The sequence below is a fragment of the Lysobacter humi (ex Lee et al. 2017) genome (genome assembly GCF_054781815.1).
This window is the reverse complement of record NZ_BAAGTR010000009.1, coordinates 134440-157141: the sequence shown is the minus strand read 5'-3', so window position 1 is coordinate 157141 and position 22702 is coordinate 134440. Positions and strand designations below refer to the sequence as shown.

General features: G+C 71.3%; 25 protein-coding genes. 13 read left to right on the top strand and 12 right to left on the bottom strand.

Features of this window, described 5'->3' with window-relative positions; translation table 11 throughout:
- Nucleotides 1-42: 42 nt before the first annotated feature.
- From ACYVJJ_RS07590 to ACYVJJ_RS07575, 4 genes are read right to left on the bottom strand one after another with little or no spacing between them, the layout of a single operon-like run.
- The gene (locus tag ACYVJJ_RS07590) at nt 43-684 is read right to left on the bottom strand and encodes a PH domain-containing protein (RefSeq protein ID WP_460832441.1); all 642 of its coding nucleotides are present in this window, start codon (nt 682-684) and stop codon (nt 43-45) included.
- 32 nt (nt 685-716) lie between these two features.
- Nucleotides 717-2909, bottom strand: a complete 2193-nt coding sequence (rlmKL, locus tag ACYVJJ_RS07585; RefSeq protein WP_460832439.1) for a bifunctional 23S rRNA (guanine(2069)-N(7))-methyltransferase RlmK/23S rRNA (guanine(2445)-N(2))-methyltransferase RlmL — start codon at nt 2907-2909, stop codon at nt 717-719.
- A 3-nt stretch (nt 2910-2912) separates the two neighbouring features.
- The gene (locus tag ACYVJJ_RS07580) at nt 2913-3437 is read right to left on the bottom strand and encodes an alpha/beta hydrolase (protein WP_460832438.1); all 525 of its coding nucleotides are present in this window, start codon (nt 3435-3437) and stop codon (nt 2913-2915) included.
- A gap of 58 nt (nt 3438-3495) precedes the next feature.
- Nucleotides 3496-3993 carry an MOSC domain-containing protein gene (locus ACYVJJ_RS07575; RefSeq protein WP_460832436.1) on the bottom strand — a complete coding sequence of 166 codons (498 nt, stop codon included), beginning with the start codon at nt 3991-3993 and terminating at the stop codon, nt 3496-3498.
- Between the two features lie 62 nt (nt 3994-4055).
- Here ACYVJJ_RS07575 and ACYVJJ_RS07570 point away from each other — a divergent pair, with 62 nt between their 5' ends.
- The 4 genes from ACYVJJ_RS07570 (at nt 4056) to ACYVJJ_RS07555 (ending at nt 7079) form a co-directional block, all read left to right on the top strand.
- A complete protein-coding gene (locus ACYVJJ_RS07570; protein WP_460833334.1) occupies nt 4056-4643 on the top strand; it encodes an N-acetylmuramoyl-L-alanine amidase in 588 nt (195 codons plus the stop codon).
- 64 nt (nt 4644-4707) lie between these two features.
- Nucleotides 4708-5607, top strand: coding sequence for an acyl-CoA thioesterase (locus ACYVJJ_RS07565; protein WP_460832435.1), 900 nt, complete (start codon nt 4708-4710; stop codon nt 5605-5607).
- Nucleotide 5608: 1 nt separating this feature from the next.
- The gene (locus ACYVJJ_RS07560; RefSeq protein WP_460832434.1) at nt 5609-6430 is read left to right on the top strand and encodes a hypothetical protein; all 822 of its coding nucleotides are present in this window, start codon (nt 5609-5611) and stop codon (nt 6428-6430) included.
- A 22-nt stretch (nt 6431-6452) separates the two neighbouring features.
- Entirely contained in the window at nt 6453-7079 is a 627-nt protein-coding gene (locus tag ACYVJJ_RS07555) for an HAD hydrolase-like protein (protein ID WP_460832432.1), read from the top strand.
- 347 nt (nt 7080-7426) lie between these two features.
- Here the strand turns inward: ACYVJJ_RS07555 and ACYVJJ_RS07550 are convergent, their stop codons facing one another.
- On the bottom strand, nt 7427-8041 hold the full coding sequence (locus ACYVJJ_RS07550) for an EF-hand domain-containing protein (RefSeq protein ID WP_460832431.1): 615 nt from the start codon (nt 8039-8041) through the stop codon (nt 7427-7429).
- Between the two features lie 123 nt (nt 8042-8164).
- Here ACYVJJ_RS07550 and ACYVJJ_RS07545 point away from each other — a divergent pair, with 123 nt between their 5' ends.
- Together ACYVJJ_RS07545 and ACYVJJ_RS07540 are read left to right on the top strand one after the other, a co-directional pair.
- Nucleotides 8165-8917, top strand: a complete 753-nt coding sequence (locus ACYVJJ_RS07545; protein WP_460832429.1) for an arginyltransferase — start codon at nt 8165-8167, stop codon at nt 8915-8917.
- Complete coding sequence (locus tag ACYVJJ_RS07540; RefSeq protein WP_460832428.1) at nt 8914-10146, top strand: endonuclease/exonuclease/phosphatase family protein; 1233 nt, start codon at nt 8914-8916, stop codon at nt 10144-10146. The genes ACYVJJ_RS07545 and ACYVJJ_RS07540 overlap by 4 nt, the downstream gene beginning before the upstream one ends.
- Before the next feature lie 165 nt (nt 10147-10311).
- Here ACYVJJ_RS07540 and ACYVJJ_RS07535 read toward each other — a convergent pair whose 3' ends face one another.
- Together ACYVJJ_RS07535 and purT are read right to left on the bottom strand one after the other, a co-directional pair.
- A complete protein-coding gene (locus ACYVJJ_RS07535; RefSeq protein WP_460832426.1) occupies nt 10312-10704 on the bottom strand; it encodes a hypothetical protein in 393 nt (130 codons plus the stop codon).
- A gap of 1 nt (nt 10705) precedes the next feature.
- Nucleotides 10706-11911 (bottom strand): formate-dependent phosphoribosylglycinamide formyltransferase, encoded by a 1206-nt coding sequence (purT, locus tag ACYVJJ_RS07530; protein WP_460832425.1) that lies wholly within the window; start codon nt 11909-11911, stop codon nt 10706-10708.
- Between the two features lie 85 nt (nt 11912-11996).
- On the opposite strand from purT, the gene ACYVJJ_RS07525 reads away from it, so the two are divergent.
- The 7 genes from ACYVJJ_RS07525 (at nt 11997) to ACYVJJ_RS07495 (ending at nt 18179) form a co-directional block, all read left to right on the top strand.
- Nucleotides 11997-12929: a hypothetical protein gene (locus ACYVJJ_RS07525; RefSeq protein ID WP_460832424.1), complete on the top strand. Its 933-nt coding sequence runs from the start codon at nt 11997-11999 to the stop codon at nt 12927-12929.
- 49 nt (nt 12930-12978) lie between these two features.
- On the top strand, nt 12979-13839 hold the full coding sequence (locus ACYVJJ_RS07520; protein WP_460832422.1) for an SPFH domain-containing protein: 861 nt from the start codon (nt 12979-12981) through the stop codon (nt 13837-13839).
- Nucleotides 13839-14150, top strand: a complete 312-nt coding sequence (locus tag ACYVJJ_RS07515; protein ID WP_460832421.1) for a hypothetical protein — start codon at nt 13839-13841, stop codon at nt 14148-14150. The genes ACYVJJ_RS07520 and ACYVJJ_RS07515 overlap by 1 nt, the downstream gene beginning before the upstream one ends.
- On the top strand, nt 14147-14335 hold the full coding sequence (locus ACYVJJ_RS07510; protein WP_460832419.1) for a type II toxin-antitoxin system antitoxin: 189 nt from the start codon (nt 14147-14149) through the stop codon (nt 14333-14335). The genes ACYVJJ_RS07515 and ACYVJJ_RS07510 overlap by 4 nt, the downstream gene beginning before the upstream one ends.
- Before the next feature lie 388 nt (nt 14336-14723).
- Entirely contained in the window at nt 14724-15512 is a 789-nt protein-coding gene (locus ACYVJJ_RS07505; protein ID WP_460832418.1) for a M15 family metallopeptidase, read from the top strand.
- Nucleotides 15509-16549 (top strand): acyltransferase family protein, encoded by a 1041-nt coding sequence (locus ACYVJJ_RS07500; RefSeq protein ID WP_460832416.1) that lies wholly within the window; start codon nt 15509-15511, stop codon nt 16547-16549. The genes ACYVJJ_RS07505 and ACYVJJ_RS07500 overlap by 4 nt, the downstream gene beginning before the upstream one ends.
- Nucleotides 16550-16787: 238 nt before the next feature.
- On the top strand, nt 16788-18179 hold the full coding sequence (locus tag ACYVJJ_RS07495) for an FAD-binding oxidoreductase (RefSeq protein WP_460832414.1): 1392 nt from the start codon (nt 16788-16790) through the stop codon (nt 18177-18179).
- 49 nt (nt 18180-18228) lie between these two features.
- Here ACYVJJ_RS07495 and ACYVJJ_RS07490 read toward each other — a convergent pair whose 3' ends face one another.
- The 5 genes from ACYVJJ_RS07490 to ACYVJJ_RS07470 form a co-directional block, all read right to left on the bottom strand.
- Entirely contained in the window at nt 18229-18903 is a 675-nt protein-coding gene (locus tag ACYVJJ_RS07490; RefSeq protein WP_460832412.1) for a DNA-3-methyladenine glycosylase family protein, read from the bottom strand.
- 1 nt (nt 18904) lies between these two features.
- On the bottom strand, nt 18905-19264 hold the full coding sequence (locus ACYVJJ_RS07485) for a DUF423 domain-containing protein (protein WP_460832410.1): 360 nt from the start codon (nt 19262-19264) through the stop codon (nt 18905-18907).
- 68 nt (nt 19265-19332) lie between these two features.
- Nucleotides 19333-20400, bottom strand: a complete 1068-nt coding sequence (locus tag ACYVJJ_RS07480; RefSeq protein ID WP_460832408.1) for an SRPBCC family protein — start codon at nt 20398-20400, stop codon at nt 19333-19335.
- A 328-nt stretch (nt 20401-20728) separates the two neighbouring features.
- Entirely contained in the window at nt 20729-21391 is a 663-nt protein-coding gene (locus ACYVJJ_RS07475; RefSeq protein WP_460832406.1) for a response regulator, read from the bottom strand.
- Complete coding sequence (locus tag ACYVJJ_RS07470; protein WP_460832404.1) at nt 21388-22590, bottom strand: sensor histidine kinase; 1203 nt, start codon at nt 22588-22590, stop codon at nt 21388-21390. The genes ACYVJJ_RS07475 and ACYVJJ_RS07470 overlap by 4 nt, the downstream gene beginning before the upstream one ends.
- Nucleotides 22591-22702: the final 112 nt, after the last annotated feature.

Here is a 22702-nt window from a genome sequence, read left to right as displayed (position 1 = left end):
CCGGGACGATCGCGCGGCCGACCCGGTGCGAGGCGCCAGGCGTCACGCCAGCGCAGGCACCGCGGGCGGCGCGGCGCCGTCGTGGATGTAGCGTTCGAAGATCGCCGAGAAGTCGCGGGTGAGGTGGCGCTGCAGCGTGGCCGCATTGAGCGCGGCCAGGATCGCGTCGTAGTGCGCAACGATGGCACCCTCACCCGCCACGCTGCCCAGCTTGAACATGCCGGCGATTGCATCGAGCGCACGCACCGCGTTCTCGCGCGCGAAGGCGTCGGTGGACTGCTGGCGGCCGATCGCGATCAGCGCCTTGTAGATGTCCTTGACCTGGTCGATGAATGACTTGCGTACGTCGATGCTGAGCACGACGTCGCCGATCGCGAACTTGAGCTCGACGTCCATGTCGATGGTGCCGGCCGTCTCGATCGAGGCCCAGTGCACGCGCTGGTTCGCGTACTCGTAGCGCCGGATGGTGCGCTTGCTCGACACCGCGCTGTCGCCGTCGACGTGGATCAGCGCGAGGTTGGTGAAGCAGTACTCGTCCTTCTTCGACTTGATCAGGAAGAAGATGCGCTCGCCGTCCTCGTGGAAGAGATAGTCGTCGGCATCCACCTTTCCGTAGTCGGCGGGCGAGACGATGATGCCGATGTCGCTGACGCCGAGTGCTTCCGCTGCGAGCTTCTTGAACATGGCCGCTGGCCTCCCTGAATGGTGCGGCGATGCTAGCCCGAAGTGCGGGCGCGCAGGCGCCAACAGCGATGGATGCGCGCGTCGCGCTCGAAGTCGGGCGGGATGGTGCGTGGGCTGATGTCCTCGATCTCGGCGAACGCGCCGACCTGTGCTTCGTCGAGCCTGAAGCGCCGGTAGTTGTTCGAGAAGTAGAGGACGCCCCCCGGCGCCAGGCGCGCGATCGCCGCGCGCAGCAGGCGCACGTGCGAGGCCTGCACGTCGAAGTCGCCGGCGCGCTTGGAGTTCGAGAATGTGGGTGGATCGCAGAAGACGAGGTCGTACTGGCCGGCGTCGGCCTCGAGCCAGGCGATCGCATCGGCCTGGACGAGCCGATGGCGCGCCCCGCCCTGGCCGTTTTCCGCGAGGTTGTCGGCGCACCATTGCAGGTAGGTGCCCGAGAGGTCGACCGTGGTGGTGGCGCGCGCGCCGCCGAGCGCGGCGTGCACGGTGGCCGCGCCGGTGTAGGCGAACAGGTTGAGGAAGCGCGCGTCGCGGGCTTCCTCCGCGAGGCGCAGGCGCATCGGGCGATGGTCGAGGAACAGGCCCGTGTCGAGGTAGTCGAACAGGTTCACGCGCAGGCGCGCGTCGCCCTCGCGTACGGTGATGAACTCGCCGCGCCGGTCGAAGTGGCCGTACTTGCTGCCGCCCTTGCCGCGCTCCCGCGTCTTGACCGCGACGTTCTCGCGGGCCACGCCGAAAACCTCGCGGGCAGCCGCCAGCAGCTCGCCGCGCCGGCCGCGGGCGACCGCCTCCGGGATGTCCGCGGGCGGTGCATATTCCTGGACGTGCAGGAACGTGCGCGGCGCGGGCTCGTCGGTCGCGTAGACGTCGATCGCGGCGGCGTATTCCGGCAGGTCGGCGTCGTAGGCTCGGAAGCAGGTGACGCCGTCGCGCTCGCGCCAGGCCTTGAGCTTGCGCAGGTTCTTGCGCAGGCGGTTGGCGACCATCTCCGCACCGGGCGAGAGCGCGACAGGTTCCGCACGGACCGGCGCGGTGGCCGGGCCGATCGGGTCGACGACGAGCAGGGACGTCTCGATCGCACCGTTGAACATCGGATAGACCTTCTTCGCGCGCAGGCCGGTGGCGCGGGCGAGCGTCTCGTCGCCGCAGAGCAGGCTCGCGCGCCAGTCGGGCACGGCGCGACGCAGCGCATCGCCGAGGCTGCGGTACAGCGCGGGATCGGCCGCGAGGCGCGCGTCGTACGGCGGATTGCTGGCGACGAGGCCCGGGGCCGCCACGCCACCCTCCACCGGCTCGACCTTGCGTCCGCCGACCAGCCAGGGCGATGCATCGAGCGTCGCGACGTCGCCAGCTTCGAAGCCGATCACGTCGACGAGGCCGGCATCGAGCGCGTTCTCCCGCGCCGCGCGCACGGCCTGCGGATCGATGTCGCGGGCGAGGAAGACAGGTCGTAACGCCGCGCGGCCCGCGGCCTCGCGCGCGATGGCGTCGACGCGCAGGTCGGTCCAGCCATCGGCATCGAAGCCGAGCCAGCGGGTCGGCAGGTCGTCGCCATGGCGCAGCAGGCCGGGCGCGACGTCGGCGGCCATCAGTGCGCCCTCGATCACCAGCGTGCCGCTGCCGCACATCGGGTCGATCAGCGCGCCGCCGTCGCGATAGACCTCCGGCCAGCGCCCACGCAGCAGCACGGCCGCCGCGAGCACCTCCTTCAGCGGCGCCTCGACCTGCTTGCGACGCCAGCCGCGGCGATGCATCGGGCGGCCCGACAGGTCGATGGACAACGTGGCGCGGCCCTTGCGCACGACGAGGTTGAGGCGGACGTCGGGCGATTCGAGGTCGACGTCGGGCCGCGCACCGGTGCGCGCGCGGAGCTGGTCGACGACTGCGTCCTTCACGCGCTGCGCGGCGTACTGCGCGTGCTTGAGCGCGCTGCCGCCGACGTGGGCGTCGACCGCGAGGGTCGCGCCCGGCGGCAGGTGTTCGGTCCACTCCACGCGCCCGGCGCCGGCGTAGAGCGCGTGCTCGTCGGGGCAGTCGAAGTCGGCGATCGGCCAGAGCACGCGGCTTGCGAGGCGGGACCACAGCACGGCGCGCTGCGCATCGCGCAGGCTGCCGGTCACGTTCGCGCCGGCCGTCGTCGCGGTCGCGGCCTCGCAACCGAGCGCGAGCAGCTCGTCGACGAGGAGGTATTCGAGGCCCTTGCCGCAACTGGCGAAAAAGCGCATGGCTCAGAGCTCCCGCAGCAGGTCGGCGAAGGCGTGCGCACTGGCGTCGACATGCCTCGACAGCCGGTGGCCATCGTCGACGAGCAGCAGCCGGGCGCGCTGCGCGCGTGCCCAGGCGACGACGTCATCCGCGGGAATCAGCTCGTCGTCCCAGCCGTGAACGATCGACGTCGGCACGTTCGCGGCTTCGAGCGGATGCGCCGCGTTGAGGCGCACGGGCGGCGCCATCAGGAACAGCCCGGTCACCGGCAGTTCGAGCGAGACGCGCCCGCTGATCCAGGCACCGAGGCTGGAGCCGGCGAGCACCACCGGCCCGCGCGTGGCGGCCTCGCCCGCGCGCTCGCGCAGGCGCTCGAGGCGGCGGGCCACGTCGCCGAGCGGGCTGACGTCACGCAGTGCATCGAGATCGGTGTAATCCGGGCGCTCGTGGCTGTAGCCGAAGCGCTCGGCGACTTCGGCGAGCGCCGTCACCTTGGTGGCGTCGGGGCCGCTCTCGAAGCCATGGGAGAGGATGCAGTGTCCGCGCATGCGGGGCGTGGCCGGTCGGGGAAGTCGGCCATTGTCGCCCGGCCACGCGGCCGGCGCGTCACGACTGGATGCGCACGGCGTCGCCGAGCCGGATCCAGCCGCCCTCCACCACGCGCGCGCAGAGCCCGCCGTGGCCGCGCATGGCGTTGTAGCCGCCTTCGCCGAGCACCTCCTCCATCTTCGAGCAGGGATCGCACGGGCCGGTGCCTTCGAGCAGCACCTCCCCGACGCGGAAGAGGCGGCCCTTCAGCGCGATCAGCGGAATGCCGGAGACCACGACGTTGCGGCGCAGCCCGGACGGGTCGACCGCGCCGCGTCCGGCGAGCGCGGCGATCACCGGCAGGTGCTCGGCCTGCAGCAGGGTGACGCCGCGCTTGCCGTTGCTGCCGGCATAGCGATCACCCACCAGCCCGCCGCTTTCCTGCGCCTCGACCGCCTCGCGCATTTGCATGGGCGCGCCGCGCGCGGGCCGCACGCCGAGCCAGTCGACACGCCCGTCGCGCGGGAAGCGGCCGGTGAGCTGGCCGAGCAGGGAACGATCGGGAAATCGGGCCATCCGGGAAGGTTAACCACCGGCGGTCGCCGCGTCGTCTCGGCCGCGGGTAGCATCGCGACATGCTGCCCGATCTTCCGCCCCTGCCCGTGCACGTCGACCCCCTGCCCTACGCGTCGCGGCTCGATCCGCGTCCGGCCGCGCAGGTGGATCTCGTGATCGTCCACTGCACCGAAGTGCCGGACCTCGCAATGGCGCGCAGCTACGGCGAAAAGGTGCTCTACGCCGGCAGCGGCACCGGCAACAGCGGGCACTTCTACATCGACCGCGACGGTAGCCTGCACCAGTACGTCCCTGTCGAACGGGTGGCGAACCACACGCGCGGGTACAACCCGCGGTCGATCGGCATCGAACTGGTCAACACCGGGCGCTACCCGCACTGGTACGACAGCCGCCACCAGGCGATGGACGAGCCCTACACCCCCGCGCAGATCGACACGCTGATCGCGCTGCTGCGGCGGCTGGCAGCGGAGTACCCCTCCCTGCACTGGGTGACCGGGCACGAGGACCTCGACACGACGATGGTCGAGGCGAGCGACGATCCGGCGCGCCAGGTGCATCGCAAGCGCGACCCCGGCCCACTGTTCCCGTGGGACCACGTGCTGGCGAACGTGCCGCTGCAGCGCCTGAACGCCGCGCCCGCGGCACCCTGAGGCCGCCGGCCGTGCCGGGCCGGCCGCTTATAATTCCGCCCCACTCCGCCCGGATTCCCCGCGCATGACCTCCCCGGTATCCGAGCTGATCGAGCTGCTCCGGCTCGAACGGCTGGAAGACAACATCTTCCGCGGCCAGAGCCGCGACATCGGCACCAAGTACGTCTTCGGCGGGCAGGTGCTCGGCCAGGCCCTCTCGGCCGCGCAGTGCACGATGGATTCCGCGAAGGACGCCCGCGCCGCGCACTCGCTGCATGCCTACTTCCTGCGCGCCGGCGACGTCGAGGCGCCGATCCTCTACATGGTCGACCGCACCCGCGACGGCGGCAGCTTCTCGGTGCGCCGCGTGACCGCGATCCAGCACGGCCAGCCGATCCTGTTCCTGGCCGCGTCGTTCCAGCACGAGGAAGCCGGCAGCGAACACCAGCTGACCATGCCCGAGCTGCCGCAGCCCGACGACATCGACCCGGCCGACGCGGTGCCGGCGGAAGTCTTCGAGAAGCTGCCGATCAAGGTGCAACGCTGGCTCTCGCGCCGCGGCCCGTTCGAGTTCCGCCACGTCTATCCGCGCGACGAGCTGCGTCCGCCCAAGCGCCCGCCCTACCAGCAGGTCTGGTTCCGGCTGAGCGAGAAGGTCGGCGACGAGCCGGAGCTTCACCGCGCGTTGCTGACGTATGCGTCGGACTTCCACCTGCTCGGCACCGCGACGTTCCCGCACGGCATCAGCTACTACCAGCCGAACGTGCAGATGGCCTCGCTCGACCATGCGCTGTGGTTCCACCGCCCGTTCCGTGCCGACGACTGGCTGCTGTATTCCATCGACAGCCCGAGCGCTCAGGGCGCACGGGGCCTGGCCCGCGGCATGATCTACGACCGCGAAGGCCGCCTCGTGGCCAGCACCGCGCAGGAAGGCATGATCCGCGTGCTTCCCGACAAGGCGGGCCGCGGCCCGGTGGTGGGCTGAGATGCGGCAGGTCTTCGCCAGCGCGCGGCTCGAGAACGTCGAAGGCGTCGCGCAACTGCTGCGCGATGCGGGCATCGAGGTCCGCATCACGGAGGGTCGCTCGTACAAGGGAAACCGTCGCCGCACCGCGAGCTACGGCGAGCGCGAGGCGGCCCGGCCTGCCGTCTGGGTCGTGAAGTCCGAGGACCAGGCGCGCGCGCGCGAGCTGCTGCGCGAGGCGGGCCTGATCGACTCCACGCGCGGCGGCGGCTCGAAGCTGCGCTTCCGCTCCGAGTTCGGCGACGAGTCCACCCGCACGCCCGCGCAGCGTCGCGCCACGCGCATCAAGCTCGCCCTGCTCGCCGGCATCGTGATCGTGGTGGTGATGGCGTTCGTGCGCGGCGGCCGCACGCCCCCGGTCGTCGATACCGCCCGCGGCCCGTTCGACGGCCGCACTGCGGCGATGCTCGTACCCGTGGCCACCGCCGTGCTGCAGAGCGAGCTCGCGCGCGTCGACACGCCGGTCGCCTGCCTGTCGGTGGATGGCGTGGATGCGCCGCGCGAGGTGCGCGACGCGCTGCGTCCGCGCGAGCGGCAGACGCTCGTTCCCGCCTCGCACTGCACGCGCATCGCCGACGAGGACACGGGCAGCGTGCATCCGCAATCGAAGCAGCCGGCGACGCTGGTGGAGGTCGCGCGGTTCAAGCCGACGGCCGCGGATGCAGGCACCGTCGAGTTCACCGCCTACCACCACCGCATGTGGGCGCGCTACAAGACGCTCGAAGTGCGCCGCGTGCAGGGCCGCTGGCAGGTGGTGCGCGTCGTGAAGCACGTGGCGACCTGAACGAGGCTGGCGACGGACCGCCATGCAGTACGACCTCGCGATCTTCGACCTCGACGGCACCCTCGCCGATTCGTTCCCGTTCTTCATCGAGGCGCAGGCGGACGTGGCGCGGCGCCACGGCTTCGCGGCGATCGCGCCCCACGAGGTCGAGACGATGCGCGCGCTCGGGCCGCGCGGTGTGATGCGGCACGTGGGCATGCCGCGCTGGAAGCTGCCCTTCGTCATCCGCACCTACATGCGGCTGATGCGCGAGCGCACGTCCCCGATCCCGCTGTTCGACGGCATCGGGGACGCGCTCGCGCACCTCCAGGCGCGTGGCATGGCCCTCGCGGTGGTGACGTCGAACTCGCGCGAGAACGTCGACCGCCTGCTCGGCACGGACCACTGCAGCCGCATGCGGCATTTCGAGTGCGGCGCATCGATGTTCGGAAAATGCCGTCGCCTGCGGCGCGTGCTGCGCCTGGCGGGCGTCCCCGCGTCGCGCGCGATCTACATCGGCGACCAGCTCCCCGACGGGGAGGCCGCGCACGCCGCCGGGATGGACTTCGGGGCGGTCGGCTGGGGCTACGCCACGCTCGAATCGCTGCGGGCCTGTGGCCCGGCACGCGTCTTCCACCATCCGCGGGAACTGGCGTCGCTGGCCGACTGAGGCGCTACCGTGCGGCCGGCGGCATCCGGCGTGACGCGACCGCACCTGCCGGCGGCGCGTGACGAGTCCGATGCGCGATAGCGTCGAATGCCCCGTGCCGCGCATCGGGCCTGCGGGACATCGCGGCGGGCGTGAGACCGACGCGGATGTCTGCCACGGCTTCGCGAATGCACGCGCACGCGACCTGCCGCGTGCTCCCGGCACCGCTCAGGGCCGCCGCGCATCGTGGGGCCGCCGTGGTGTCACACCGTCGGCGCTCGTGCATCGAGAGCACGTTCGAACGCCTGGGAAAACGAAACGGCCGGGCAGTCGCCTGCCGGCCGTTTCGTGGTGCGGCGTCGATGCGATCAGCGACGCGAGCCGCCCGGGCGGATCTCCGCCTGCGACAGGAAGCCGTCGCGGTTCTCGTCCAGGAACGCGAACGCCTGCGCCATCCGCGGCATCGCCTGCTGCACCTCGTCGCGCGTCAGGCGGCCGTCGCGATTGCGGTCGGCCTGCTGGAAGCGCTCGGTGGCTTTCTGCTGGCGCGTGCGCTGGTGCTCGGCGCGCATGCGCTCGTGGCCCGCGCGCAGCTCGCTGTGCACGATATAGCCGTCGCGGTTGCTGTCGAAGCGATCGAAGTTCTGGGCGAGACGCGACTGGCCGACCTCGGTGCGCGCGATGCGACCGTCCTGGTTGGCATCGAGCTTCACGATGCGCTCGAGGTGCCCGCCACCGCGGCCGTGCTTGCCGCCCTTGCCGTGCTTCGGGCGCTCGGTGCGGTCGAGGCGGCCGTCGCGATTGGCGTCGAGCTGGTCGAAGCGCTGAGCCAGTCGCGGATGCGCGGCGGCCTCGGTGCGATCGATCGCGCCGTCGCCGTTCGCGTCGATACGGGCGCGGCCGCCCGCAGCCTGCGGGGCGGCGACGGCGACGCCGGTGGCGGCCACCGCGAGCGCCAGGAAGGTGGCTTGGATGTGCTTCATGGGATCTCCGTGGTCCGGCGTGAGTGCCGACACGGTGGGAAACGCGCCGCCACCGCTGGCGTTGACGCAGGCGTGCGCTTCATTCAGCCGGGGGCCAGCCGCAGTGGGCGGTATGCTGCGTACATGGGCGACACCCCGGCCCGCGACGACCACGACCTCCGCCTCTTCCACACCGGGCTGCATCCCTGCGGCTACTGGCCGGAACGACAGGCGCGCGACCTCGTGCTCGATCCCCGCGATCCGCGTCTCGCCGACTGGTACGCGCTCGCGCTCGGCTGGGGCTTCCGCCGCTCGGGCGACATCGTCTACCGCCCGCATTGCGGCGCCTGCCGCGCCTGCACGCCGGTCCGTATCCCGGTGGCGCCGTTCGTACCCGATCGCACGCAGCGCAAGTGCCTGCGCCGCAATGCCGACGTCGTGATGCGCATCTGCCCCGCCGAGCGCACCGACGAGCACCTCGCGCTGTATCGACGCTACCTCGCCGCGCGCCACGCCGGCGGCGGGATGGACGACCACGGCGCGACCGAGTTCGACCAGTTCCTGACCGGACGCTGGAGCCGCACGCGCTTCCTCGAGTTCCGCCTGGCGCCGGTCGATGGCGCGCCCGGGCGGCTTATCGCCGTCGCCGTCACCGACGTGACGGCCGACGCGCTATCCGCCGTCTACACCTTCTACGACCCCGACGCGGCGGCGCGCGGCCTCGGCACGTATGCGATCCTCCGCCAGCTCCAATGGGCGGCCGAGGACGGTCGCCACCACCTGTATCTCGGCTACTGGATCGCAGGCCATCCCAAGATGGACTACAAGCGCCGCTTCCGCCCGCTCGAGGCGTTCGACGGCCGCCAGTGGCGCCCCTTCGCTCCGGAGACCGAATGACCCGTACCGCCGCGCTCGTCGCCCTGCTAATCCTCGCCACGCTCGTGCTGGTGGCCTGCGTCCGCACGCGCGTACATGGCGACCGCGACGCCTGGGCCCGCGACGTCGGCGCAAACGGCCCGGCCGCGCTCCGCGTGGCCACGTACAACACGTCGCTCTACGACGAGAAGGCCGGGGGCCTGATCGCGCGCCTGGAGGCCGACGATGCCCCCGCGCGCAAGATCGCCGCGGTGCTGCAGCGCGTGCGGCCGGACATCGTGCTGCTCAACGAGTTCGACTACGACCCGCAGGGCCGTGCGGCGGACCTGTTCCAGCGCAGGTATCTGGAGGCCGCGCAGGCCGGCGGCGGCGCGGCGCTGCGCTATCCGTACCGCTATTTCGCACCGGTCAACACGGGCGTGCCGAGCGGGCTCGACATCGACCGCAATGGCACGATCGGCGGCGAAGGCCGCGGGCGCGGCAACGACGCCTGGGGCTACGGCCTGCATCCCGGCCAGTACGGCATGCTCGTGCTCTCGCGCCACCCGATCGACGCCGCCGCCGTACGCACCTTCCGGCTGCTGCGCTGGGGCGACATGCCCGGTGCGCGCCAGCCGATCGACCCGAAGACCGGCCAGCCGTGGTGGCCGCGGGAGACGTGGTCGCAACTGCGCCTGTCTTCGAAGACCCATATGGACGTGCCGGTGCGCACGCCGCTCGGCCGCGTGCACGTGCTCGCCGCGCATCCCACGCCGCCGGTGTTCGACGGCCCGGAGAACCGCAACGGCCTGCGCAACTTCGACGAGATCCGGCTCTGGGCCGAATACCTCACGCCCGGTGACAAGCCCTGGCTCCGTGACGACCGCGGCCGCGTCGGCGGCCTGCCGGAGGGCGAGCAGTTCGTGATCGTCGGCGACTACAACGCCGACCCTACCGATGGCGACGGCGAGCCCGGTGCGATCCTGCAGCTGGTCGGGCACCCGCGCGTGAATGCCTCGGTCGTGCCGCGCAGCGAAGGCGCGGTCGACCGCGCCCGCGAGCGCGGCATCACGCGGAAGGGCGATACGTCGGTGCACACCGGCGACTTCGGCCCCAACGCCGGCACGCTCCGGCTCGACTACGTGCTGCCGTCGACCGGCCTGCCCGTGCGCGGAAGCGGTGTGTTCTGGCCGCGTGCCGGCGAGGCGGGCGCGGACATCGCCGAGGCGAGCGACCACCATCTCGTCTGGGTGGATTTCGGGCCGCGTTGAACGACGGTCGGGTGGCTCTGTCCACCTGTGTCGAGGGCGCGGCGCGCGAGATAGCGGCGAGTGGCACGTGGCAACACCACGATACGGTCCGCGCAACGCACGTCACCGCAAAGCGTGCTCGAGGCGTGACACCGCACCGCCTCGACCCTACTGGTTGAGCCGCTCTCAGCCCTCCGGCGGGCGGCGCCGATCGTCGAGCGCGGAATGCGGCATCGCTGCAGGCGGTTCGAGTGCGGACGGCGCCGCCGGCCCCACGACGGGAAGCGCACGCGGCGCGGTGGTGGCCGTCGGGGCGAAGCCGAACGTGTCGTCGCCATGGCTGGAGACGATCATCCGGACCATGCCGAGCGGGATGAGCAGTTCGACCTCCGCCGGCGCCCCATTCTGGTCGACGCCATCGAGCGTCATCTCGAGGAACGCGCCGCCCGTATCGACGGTGCGGCAGCAGATCTGCGCACCGCCCGGCCCTTCGACCACGAAAGGCTTCACCGCATCGCCGAGCACCTCGAGCGCATTGTCGAACAGGAAGACGGCATAGCCGCATCGGTTCTCGGACATCTCAGTCTCCGTCGCGAAGGTCGACCGCGAGCGCGGCGGCGGCCCGGCGTGCGCGGGCGCGGGCATCGTCCACGTCGCTGCCGAGCGCGAGCGTGACGGCCACGCGGCGCTGGCCCGCCACGCGCGGCTTGCCGAACAGGCGCAGGTGCGTGTCGGGCTCGGCGAGCGCGGCGTCGACGCCGGAGAACACGGGAACACCGTGGCCCTCGGCGAGCACCGCGCACGAGGCGGCAGGCCCGAAGTCGCGAATGGCCGGGATCGGCAGGCCGAGGATCGCGCGCGCGTGCAGCGCGAACTCGCTCAGGTCCTGCGAGGCGAGCGTGACCAGGCCGGTGTCGTGAGGGCGTGGCGAGACCTCGCTGAACCAGACCTCGTCGCCGGCGACGAAGAGCTCAACGCCGAACAGGCCCCAGCCGCCGAGCTCGTCGGTGATCGCGCGCGCCACCTGCTGCGCGCGGTCCAGCGCGAGCGGGCTCATCGGCTGCGGCTGCCAGCTCTCGCGGTAGTCGCCGTCGCGCTGCAGGTGGCCGACCGGCGCGCAGAACGTGGTGCCCCCGACGTGCCGCACGATCAGCAGGGTGATCTCGTAGTCGAAGCGCACGAAGCCCTCGACGATCACCCGGCCCGCGCCGGCGCGGCCGCCGGTCTGCGCGTACTCCCACGCCGCTTCGACGTCACCGGGCTCGCGCACCGTCGACTGGCCCTTGCCCGACGACGACATCACCGGCTTCACCACGCACGGCAGGCCGATTTCGGCGATCGCCTGGCGGTATTCGTCGAACGTGTCGACGAAGCGATAGGGCGAGGTCGGCAGGCCGAGCGTCTCGGCGGCGAGGCGGCGGATGCCCTCGCGGTCCATCGTGAGCCAGGCCGCGCGTGCGGTCGGCACGAAGCGCCTGGTGCTTCCCGCCTGCGCGGCACGGGCTTCGAGCTCGACGAGCGTCGGCGTATGGATCGCCTCGATTTCCGGCACGACGAGGTGGGGCTGCTCGCGTTCGATCAGCGCGCGCAGGGCGTCGCCGTCGAGCATGTCCAGTACGTGGCTGCGATGGGCGACCTGCATCGCCGGCGCGTCGGCGTAGCGATCGGCGGCGATGACCTCGCAGCCCAGGCGTTGCAGCTCGATGGCCACCTCCTTGCCGAGTTCGCCCGAACCGAGCAGGAGCACGCGCGTGGCATGCGGGGAGAGGGGCGTGCCGATCTGCATGGCGGGCGTCGAAGGGGGCCAGCGCACAGTCTAGCGGGCACTTCCATCATCGAATCCTGCGCGTCGCCCGTGCGATGCTTGGCGCATGGGATCCCGCAGCCTGACCGCGCCGATGCTCTTCTGCGTGGCGAGCGCCCTCGCGCTCGCCGTGGCGGGCTGCGAGCGTGGGCCCGCACGCGGGGCCGACGCGCACGTCAGCGGGCTGATGCTCGATGCGCAGCTCGGCGAGATCAGCGGCATCGCCGTCTCGCCCCGTCATCCCGAAACGCTGTGGATGCACGACGACGGCGGCAATCCGCCACGGCTGTTTGCGATCGACCGCAAGGGCGACCGCGTCGCGACGTTCCGCATCGAGGACGTGCCCAAGACCGATTGGGAGGATCTCGGCGGCTTCCGCCGCGACGGCCGCAACTACCTCCTGCTCGCCGACACGGGTGACAACGGCGGCCTGCGGCGGACGCTGCAGCTGCACGTCATTCCGGAGCCCGAGCGGCTCGTCAACGAGCGCCTGCGGCCGAGCTGGTCGATCGTCTTCCGCTGGCCCGATGGCCCGCGCGACTGCGAGGCGATCGCCGTCGACGAGCGCGCCGGCGAGGTCCTGCTGATCTCCAAGCGCCGCCAGCCGCCGGAGGTCTTCCGGCTGCCGCTCGAGCCCGCGATGGAGCACCCGGTGACGGCGAGCCGTGTGGGACGGCTGCGCATGCCTGCCGCGCTCGCGCCGCAGGGCGGCACCAACCAGCGCGCCCCGCTCGCCGCGCAGGTGACCGGGGCGGACATTTCGCCCGACGGGCGCCGCCTGGCGGTGCTGACCTACCGCTACCTGCTCGTCTACAGCCGGCGCAGCCGCGAGGACTGGGCGACGGCGATCGCCCGCCCGCCGCGGATGATCGCCCTGCCCTGGCTGCCGCAGGCCGAGGCGGTCAGCTGGGATGCGAACGGCCGCCATGCCTATGTCACCGGGGAATTCGTCCCGGCGCCGCTGTACCGGATCGACCTCGATGCCGACGGACGGCCTTGATGGGCTGATATCGTTTTGATATCACTTGTGCATCCATCAGGGGTGCCCCATGAAAGAGATCACCGCGCGTTCCCTCCCCGGCCTTCCGGTTCTGTTCGCCCTGCTCCTGGCCGGTGCTGCCGACGGCTGGTTCTTCGCCACGTCGGTCGCCACCTCGCCCGGCGCGGCGGGGCTCGCTGCGCTCGTCGGGGCGCTGCTGTTCTTCGGCCTCTTCGGCCTGTACATGCTCGAGCCGAACCAGGCGGCGGTTCTGAGCCTGTTCGGCAAGTACGTGGGCACCGACCGCACCGACGGCCTGCGCTGGAACAATCCCTTCTACTCGAAGAAGAAGGTCTCGCTGCGCGTGCGCAACTTCGAGAGCGGCAAGCTCAAGGTCAACGAACTCGACGGCTCGCCGATCGAGATCGCGTCGGTGATCGTCTGGCAGGTCAACGACTCGGCGGAAGCCGTGTTCAACGTCGACGACTACGAGAGCTTCGTGCAGATCCAGGCCGAGTCCGCGCTGCGCGCGATGGCCACCAGCTACCCCTACGACCAGCACGAGGACGGCCAGCTCGCGCTGCGCAGCCACGCCGCCGAGATCAGCCAGCACCTGGCGCAGGAACTGGCCGAGCGCCTCGCGGACGCCGGCGTGCACGTGCTCGACGCGCGCATCTCCCACCTTGCCTACGCACCGGAGATCGCCCACGCGATGCTGCAGCGCCAGCAGGCGAACGCCGTCATCGCCGCGCGTACGCGCATCGTCTCCGGCGCCGTCGGCATGGTCGAGATGGCGCTCGCGGAGCTGCAGAAGAACGGCGTCGTGCAGCTCGACGAGGAACGCAAGGCACAGATGGTCAGCAACCTGCTGGTGGTGCTGTGCGGCGATCGCGGCACGCAGCCGGTCGTCAACGCGGGCTCGCTCTACTGATGGACGGCTACGGCATTGCACTCGCCTTCGCGCTCACCAGCGTGCCGGCCTTTCTCGTCGCACGCTCGCTCGCGCGCAGCCACGCACGCGACCTGCAGGCCGGGGGCGGCATCGCCGGCGCCTCCGGCCGCCTGGCCCGCCTCATGAACAGCGTCGGGATCGCGCTGCTCATCGGTGCCGGTGGCATGGCGTGGGCCGCCGGCGACACGCGACGCACGCTGCTCGTGGCGAGCGCGCTCGCATTGATCGTGAACGGCCTCGCGCTCGCCATGCTCGTCGCCGTGCTGCGTGGCCGCAGGTCCGGCCGGTGAGCGAGAAGAAGGCCTACCCCCTGCGCATCAATGCCGAGGTCCTCGCGGCGGCGCAGCGCTGGGCCGACGACGAGCTGCGCAGCCTCAACGCCCAGATCGAGTACGTGCTGCGCGACGCCCTGCGCAGGGCCGGCCGGCTGCCGGGCGGAAGCCCGCCGCCGGGCGATGGTGACGGCGCGGAGTGAACGGGCGCGCGGTGCGCGACATGGCGTCGCGGGCGCCGTGTGGAGCGGGCTCCTGCCGGCGATGCTGGAAAAGATGCTCGCCATCAGCGCGTCGACGATGCCAGGAAACGACATTGACCACGTCCGGAGACCGCCCGAGGCGATCGATACGACACGCCGGCCGGCTCGAACCCGGTGCACCTGTGTTGTTCGGGATCCTGGCAACCGTTGCGTCGCATCCACGTCCGCGGCATGAGGAACGCCCGACGCCTGCATCGTCGTTGCCCGCACGGCGTCGGGATTGCGCCCGGCGATCGCGGCCACCGCGCCAGCCCCGCCCTGACCGCTCCGAACCGCTTCCACGCGCATCGCATGGCGGAGCCCCGCCCCGCCCGTTAACCTGCGCCGCATGCATCCCGGATCCGCCCTGCTGATCAATACGCCCCACGTCGAGGTGTGGCCCGCGCGCCTGCTTCGGGCCCGATCGAACGCGCATGCGCGCCTGCTGGCGCAGGCCCAGCACGTGCTGCGCCGCAAGCGCGACGGGCGCTATCTCGCGGCCCTGCGGGACGGCGTCGCCGTCGCCATGGACGCGCGCTGGCGGCGCGAGCCCGGCGTCGAGGTGGCGCAGCGCGTGCTCGGGCGCGGCCCGCCCGCGACCTCGACGGACCTGCCGCTGGCACGCATCGAGCGCCGCCTGGACGCACTGGGCCTCGACGCCGAAGCCTATGCGGCGCGGAGCGGCCTTGCGCTCGTTGCCGAACCCGCCGTTCTCGCCTTCGCCGGATTCGATCGCTACCGGCGCCCGCTTTTCCTGCGTGCGCCGGCTGCACGCGCCTGGCAGTCGATGCAGGCGACCGCGCGACGCGACGGGGTCGTGCTCGAAGCGATCTCGGGCTACCGCAGCCACGACTACCAGCTCGGCATCTTCGAGCGGAAGCTCGCGCGTGGCCAGAGCGTGGAGCAGATCCTCACGGTGAACGCCGCGCCCGGCTACAGCGAGCACCATTCGGGGCGTGCGCTCGACATCGGCACGCCGGGCGAGCCCCCGGCCGAGGAGAGCTTCGAAGCGACGCCTGCGTTCGACTGGCTGCGCCGGCATGGCGCGGCCCATGGGTTCCGCATGAGCTACCCGCGCGACAATCCGCACGGCATCGTCTACGAGCCATGGCACTGGGCCTGGACCGGCGCTGCATGACGCGCACCATCGACGCGGCCTGGTCGAACGGCGCCAACCACTTCAACCTGATCCGCCTCGTCGCGGCGTGGCTGGTGATCTACAGCCATGCGTGGGCGATCACGGGCACGGTGGGCAACGACCACGTCGCGTGGCTGACCGGCTTCCGCTCCGCTGGCGCGCTCGCGGTGGACGTGTTCTTCCTGGTCAGCGGCTTCCTCGTCGCCGCAAGCTTCGAACGAAACGGCGCGAAGGCGTTCCTGGTGGCGCGCGTGCTGCGGATCTTTCCGGCGCTTGCCGTCTGCGTCGCGGCGACCGTGCTCCTCGGCGCGGCGCTCAGCGCGGATCCCGGCTACTGGCAGGATGCGCGCACCTGGCGATACCTCTGGAGCAACGTGAGTCTGTGGCGCGCGGAGTTCTGGCTGCCCGGCGTCTTCGAGGCGCTGCCGCGCACGGCGGTCAACGGCTCGTTGTGGACGCTTCCGATCGAGGGCCGGTTGTACCTGGCGCTTCTGCTGGCGGGCATCGCCGGTATGCTGCGGCCGACGCGCTATGTGTCCGCCTGGTCGATCGCCCTCATCGGCGCCGCGGCCTACGCCTGGCGCTCGGCGCCACTGCCCGAGCACATCGCCTACCTGCTGTGGGTGACCGCATTCTTCATCACCGGCACGTTGTTCTGGGTGCTGCGCACGCGGATCGTCTTGAGCGGCTGGGCGACGCTCATCCTCCTCGCCGTCGCAATCATCCTGCGCGGGGAGAGTTCCGTTGGTATCGCCGCCTACTTCGCGCTCGTGGCCTACGGCGGGCTGTGGCTCGCATTTTCGGCGCGACGCAATCTGCTTCGGCATACCGACGTGTCCTACGGGCTCTATCTCTACGGCTGGCCGTCGCAGCAGGTCGCGCTGCTGCTCGGGGCAACGAGCGTGGCCGCGAACATCGCGATCGCCTCGCTGATCGCGCTGGCGTGCGCCTTTGCGTCCTGGCACCTCGTCGAGCGACCGGCCCTCCGTCTCAAGAATCGCTTCGCCGTGCGGCTGCCCGCGATGGAACCGGCCTAGTCGAGGCGCGTCGCGGGACGGTTTCGATCAGGCGCTCCCTCGGCCCGGCCCCGCGGGGATCCGGCAGTCGACTCGACGATCCCGCCCGCGATGCCGCCGTCGGCTGAAATCTCAGGATCCAATCACGATGCCCGACGACCTGCTTCCCTGGATTCAGCGGCTGCCTGCGCACGGCCTCCGAGATGCGGCGTCCCGCGCCGCACGGCCGCCCGCGGCACCGGATCCGGATCGCCGGCGCATGCTGGCTGCGGGGCTCGGCGCCGCGGCCGGCGGAATGCTCGCATCCTGCTCGTCCGCGGACGCGCCGCTCGACGTCGACGACGTCGCGGGCATCAAGCAGGTACGTGTCTCGCGCGTGCTACGTCCCCGGAGCACCACGGCGGTGGCCCGGATCCTGGCCGAGACCCGGGGCGGCGTCTCCATCGGCGGCGCGCGCTACAGCATGGGCGGGCAGGTCGCCGCACCCGGATCCCTGCACCTCGACATGCGCGCGCTCGGCCGCGTGCTCGTCGTCGATCCGGCCCGGCGGATCGCACGCGTGCAGGCCGGCGTGCGATGGCGCGACCTGCAGGAGCATCTCGATCCGCACGACCTCGCCGTGCGCATCATGCAGAGCTACAGCAACTTCAGCGTAGGCGGATCGCTGTCGGTCAACTGCCACGGGCGCTACGTCGGGGCGGGCCCGCTGGTGAACAGCGTGCGCGCCATTCGCCTGGTGACCGCGGACGGCGACGTTCGCGAGCTGACCCGGCAGCAGGATGCGGAGCTCTTCGGCGCCGTCTGCGGCGGCTACGGCGGGCTCGGCGTCATCACCGAGGTCGAGGTCGACCTGGCAGCGAACACGCGGCTCGAACGCCGTGTCGAGGCGGTGGCGCTGGAGGACTACCCGGCCTATGTCCGCGAACGGATCGCCGGACGCAGCGACGTCGTGCTCCACAATGCGGACCTGTATCCACCGGCCTTCGACCGGCCGGTCGCGATCAGCTGGCATCGCACCGATGCACCCGTGACGGAGCACCGACGGCTGGTCCCGCGGGGCCTCGACTACACGCGGGAGAAGAACCTGATCTGGGCGGTGTCGGAACTCCCGGGCGGCGCAGCACTGCGCGAGAAGCTCGCCGCGCGCGAGCTCGACGAGCCTGTCGTGCAGTGGCGCAACTTCCAGGCGAGCCTCGATGCGGCCGCGCTGGAGCCCCGCACGCGGCGGATGTCCACCTACCTGCTGCAGGAGTATTTCGTGCCGGTCGCGGCATTCACCGCGTTCGCGCGCTCGATGGCCTCGATCCTGCAGGCGTCGGACGCGCAGGTCCTGAACGTCTCGCTTCGCCACTCGCCGCGCGACCCGACGAGCTTGCTGGCCTGGGCCCGCGACGATGTCTTCTCGTTCGTGCTCTACCACAAGCAGCGCAGGGTCCCGGGTGCCGACGCGGCGACGGCGGCTTGGACACGGCGCCTGGTCGACGCCAGCCTCGACGTCGGAGGACGGCATTACCTGCCTTACCGGCGGCATGCGACCCTAGCGCAATTCGAGCGCGGCTATCCCGCGATCGATGCCTTCGCTGCGATCAAGGCCCGGATCGATCCGGCGTACCGCTTTCGCAACCTGCTGTGGGACCGCTATCTGCGCTAGCGCAACGTCCGCGGTCCACCGCGCCCTGCGTACCGGAAAGGTCGCCGGGCTAGTCCTGCGACCGCTTCACGGCCGCACGCGCAGGCCCCGCGAAATCCGCGATCCGCCAGAGGTAGAAGCTCGCGTAGGTGCGGTACGGCCCCCAGGCCTCGCCGCGCTCGGCGAGCGCGCGGGGCGTAGGCATCGCGTCGAGCCCGTCGACGAGCTGCACGCCCTTGCGGATGCCGAGGTCGTCGACCGGCAGCACGTCCGGCCGGCCGAGACGGAACATCAGCATCATCTCCACCGTCCAGCGGCCGATGCCACGGATGGGGACGAGCGCCGCGATGATCGCGGCCTCGTCCATCACCGACATCTGCCGCACGGTCGGGATCTCGCCGAGCGCCTCGCGGCGTGCGAGGTCGCGCAGGGCGAGCAGCTTGTTGCCGGAGACGCCGCAGGCGCGCAGCGCGACGTCGTCGATCCGGGCCAGCGTGTCGGCATGCAGGCGGTCGCTGCCGATCGCCGCCTCCACGCGCCCGACGATCGTCGCGGCGGCCTTTCCGGAGAGCTGCTGGTAGAGGATCGCGCGGGCGAGCGCATCGACCGGGTCGAAGCTCTTCCGCCAGCGCGGCTCCGGCGCGATCGGCCCGATGCGTCGCATCCAAGGCGCGAGTGCACGATCGACGCGGCGCAGGTGGCGCGCCGCCGCATCCGTGTCGAAGCCCCGGCGCCAGCGCGGCACGTCAGCCCCGAGCCCGAGCGAATGCGATCAGCAGCCAGCCTGCGATCAGGGCGAGCCCGCCGGCAGGCGCGACCGACGTCCCCGTGCCGATGAGCGCGGCGCCTGCGAGGCTACCGGCGAATGCGAGCGTGCCTGTAGCGATGGCGTAGAGGCCGAGCCGCTCCGGCGTGCGTGTTGCGCCGGGCGCCAGTGCCACCAGCGCGAGTCCATGCCCGAATGCGAATGCGGCCGCGATGCCGAGCCGGCGCGCGGCGTCGGGCGATGCCGCATGCGAGGCATAGGCGCCGAGTGCGACCGACATCGCGGCGAGCGATGCGCCGGTCGCGCCGAGCAGGCGGGCATGCAGTGCCGTCGATCGCATCGGTATCTCCTCCGACCCCAAAACGAAAAACGCGCCGGCGAGCGGCGCGTTTTCCGGAGCTCCGAGGCTTACTTCACGGCCCAGAAGACCGTGAACTGGCCTTCCTCGGTGAAGCCGGCCGGGATACCGCCGGTCCAGGCCTCGTACGGGCGGTCGACCGTCTCGTAGCCGCGGGCGAGCGCCCACGCACGCAGTGCATCGCGCAGGTTCTGCAGGTTGCCCATGTCGCCCTTGAACGTGGTGCTGACCACGCGGCCGGCGTCGTTGTGCGCGACCTTGACCGGGCCCTCGAGCTTGATGCCCTCGATCTTGCCCGCGACGCCCGCCTTGCGAACCGGCTGCGCGACATCGAACGAGTAGGTCTGCGAGCCCTGCTCGTTGGTGATGATGCGCACCGGGCCGGCGGCCTCGAGACCGTTCGACGCCATCACCTTGCGGATCCATTCCTGGTTCGCGCTCATCTGGTTCTGGATCTTCTCGCGATCGACCGGTATCGCGGCGGTCACGAACAGCACCGTCTCGGCCGCGCGCGGCTGGATCGTCGGCACCGGCGCCTTGTACTGCTGCTGCAGCAGGCCGTAGTCGACGTTCGGGATCGTCGCGAGCGCATTGTTCAGGCGCTGCAGGCCGAGCTTGATGTCCTCGCCGACGCTGCTGCTCACGTACAGGCCGGCGTAGCGCGCGATCGGATTGAAGCCGTACTGCACGTCGTAGGTCTGCGTGACCTCGACGTTGCGGCCGCGGTTGCCCACGCGCTTGAAGGTGAACTCGCTCTGCTTGCCCGAGCCCGGGGTGTCGCTCTCGATGGCCCACTTGATGCGCTTGCCCGGCTCGGCCTCGACGATCTTCCACGAGGCGTTCGGCACGCCGCGCGCGTCGGAGGTCCAGCCGATCTGCGCACCGACGCCCGAATCCGGGCCCGAGCGCGTGATGTTCGCCTTCGGGTCGTGGAGCAGCACCGGGTTCCAGTCGGTGAAGCGGCGCACGCTGCTCAGCAGGTCGTACACGATCGTCAGCTTGCGGTTCGTCTCCACCTTCTCGACGAGGTGGCGGCTGGACGGCAGGAAGACGCCGATCAGCAGGAACAGCACGAACACGATCGCGAAGGAAATCAGGATCTCGATCAAACGGGTCATTCAGGAGTTCTCCGGGGCCTGGCCCGCGCCACCCGTCGCGGGCTCTGGGCGCAGACCGGCAATCCTAACAAGAGTGAGCGGCGGCTGCGAACACGCGGAACCGCGGCTTTCACCGAACAGTGCGGCAGGTCGCGCCCGCCGTGCGCCACGGCGACGACGGAAAAACCGGCCGTGGCCGGCCAACGCGCCGACGGTTCACGTGCCGCCAGCGATTTCTCTCTAAAGCACCGCCGTCTCCCGGTCAGCGCCGCGGCCCGCCACGACACTTCAGCGGGTCGGGCCCGAGGCGCCGGCGTGCGTCGCGGCCACCGGGCGCCACGAGGCCCGATCAGACGAGCTGCAGCTCGAAGGCCTTGAGGACCGCCCGCGTGCGATCGCGCACGCCGAGCTTCGACAGGATGTTCGAGACGTGGTTCTTGATCGTCCCCTCCGCCACGCCCAGCGAGTTGGCGATCTCTTTGTTCGAGAACCCGCCCGCCATCAGCCGCAGGATCTCGGTCTCGCGGTCGGTGAGCGGATCCGGACGGTCGAGGCTCACGAAGTCGTTGCGCATGTGCTCAAGGCCCGAGAGCAGGCGCTGGGTCACCGCAGGCTGCACGAGCGAGCCGCCGTCGGCCACGGTCTGGATCGCCCCGACGAGCTGGTCGAGCGAGACGTCCTTGAGCAGGTAGCCCTTCGCGCCCGCCTTGATCCCGGCGAGCACCAGCTGGTCGTCGTCGAACGTGGTGAGGATGATCGTAGGCGGCAGCTGCTGCGTGCGAGCGAGCATCTGCAGGGCCTCCAGGCCCGACATCACCGGCATCCGCATGTCCATCAGGACGACGTCGGGCTGCACCTGCGGGATCATCTCCACGGCCTGCTTGCCGTCGGCGGCCTCGGCGACGACCTCGATACCCGAGGCGAGCCCGAGCAGCGAGCGGACGCCCTGCCGGACGAGGTTCTGGTCGTCGACCAGCATCACGCGGATGCGGCGTTCGGCGGGGGCATTCATACGGCGACTCCTTCTCGGACCGCACTGGCGGCGGCGATGGGCAGGACGAGCCGGAGGCGGAATCCCTCCCCCGGGCGTGTATCGATCTCGAGGTCGCCGCCGTGCTGGGCGAGCCGCTCGCGCATGCCGCGCAGCCCGTTGCCGGCCACGAGCAGGTCGGCGCCGCGGCCGTCGTCGCGCGCGGTCATCACGATCCGCCCGGCGTCGCGCCCGGCCGCGATCCACAGGTTGCGCGCGCCCGCATGGCGCACGGCATTGGTGATGATTTCCTGCGTGCTACGCAGGAGCACGTGCGCGCGCTCGGGGTCGTCGAGCGTGAGGGGCGACTCGATGTCCATGTGGATGTCGAGCGAGGGCACGTTCTCGGCCAGCGGGCGCAGGGCGACGGAGAGGTCCATCGCCCCGCCCTCGCGCAGCTGGCTCACGGCCTCGCGCACGTCGGTGAGCAGCAGGCGCGCGAGCGTGTGGGCCTGGCTCACGTGCTCCTTGACGCGCCCGTCCGACAGGTGCCCCGCCACTTCGAGGTTCAGGCTCAGCGCGGTCAGGTGATGGCCGAGCAGGTCGTGCAGCTCGCGAGAGATGCGCGTGCGCTCGTTGACGCGCGCGCTCTCGGCGAGCAGCAGGCGCGTGGCGCGCAGCTCGGCATTGAGCCGACGCTGCTCCTCGCGCGCCTCGGCCTGCTGCCGCGCGACGAGGCTGGTGACGAAGACGAAGACGCAGAAGCCGACGTAGAGCATCGACTGCAGCGCCGCCTCGAAGAGCGGGAAGTTGAACCCGCGCACGAACACCGGGATCACTGCGAGCTGGCTGATCACCAGCCAGACGATGCCGGCCCGCAGCGGCAGCAGCCACGGCAGCACGCACGCCGTCGTCATGAGCAATACGCTGCCCAGCCCGCTCAGGCTGAAGTAGCTCACCATGATCGCGCTGACGGTGAGGGCGAGGAGCAGCACCAGGTCGACGGGACGCGTGCGCCGGCTGCCGAGCCCGCTGGTGAGCACCAGGTAGCTCAGGCCGAACATCGCGTAGGCGATCCAGCCGCCGACGGGCATAGGCTGCAGGCCGAGGGCCTCGTCGGGCACCGCCGGATCGGAGGCGCCCGGCGCGATCCACGTGTAGAGCAGCGGCAAGCCGACGACGGCCCAGGTGAACAGGCCCGCATAGCGGAGCAGTCGGGTGTGGTTCAGGCGGGCCAGCATGGACCCATCGTACGCGGTCGTTCCGCGCCCTCGCCCCGCCGGAAGTCATGCCAAGCGGCGCTGGCCCGCGCCCGGGGGCGTGCGATAATCCCGCGCCGCGCCGGACGGGCGC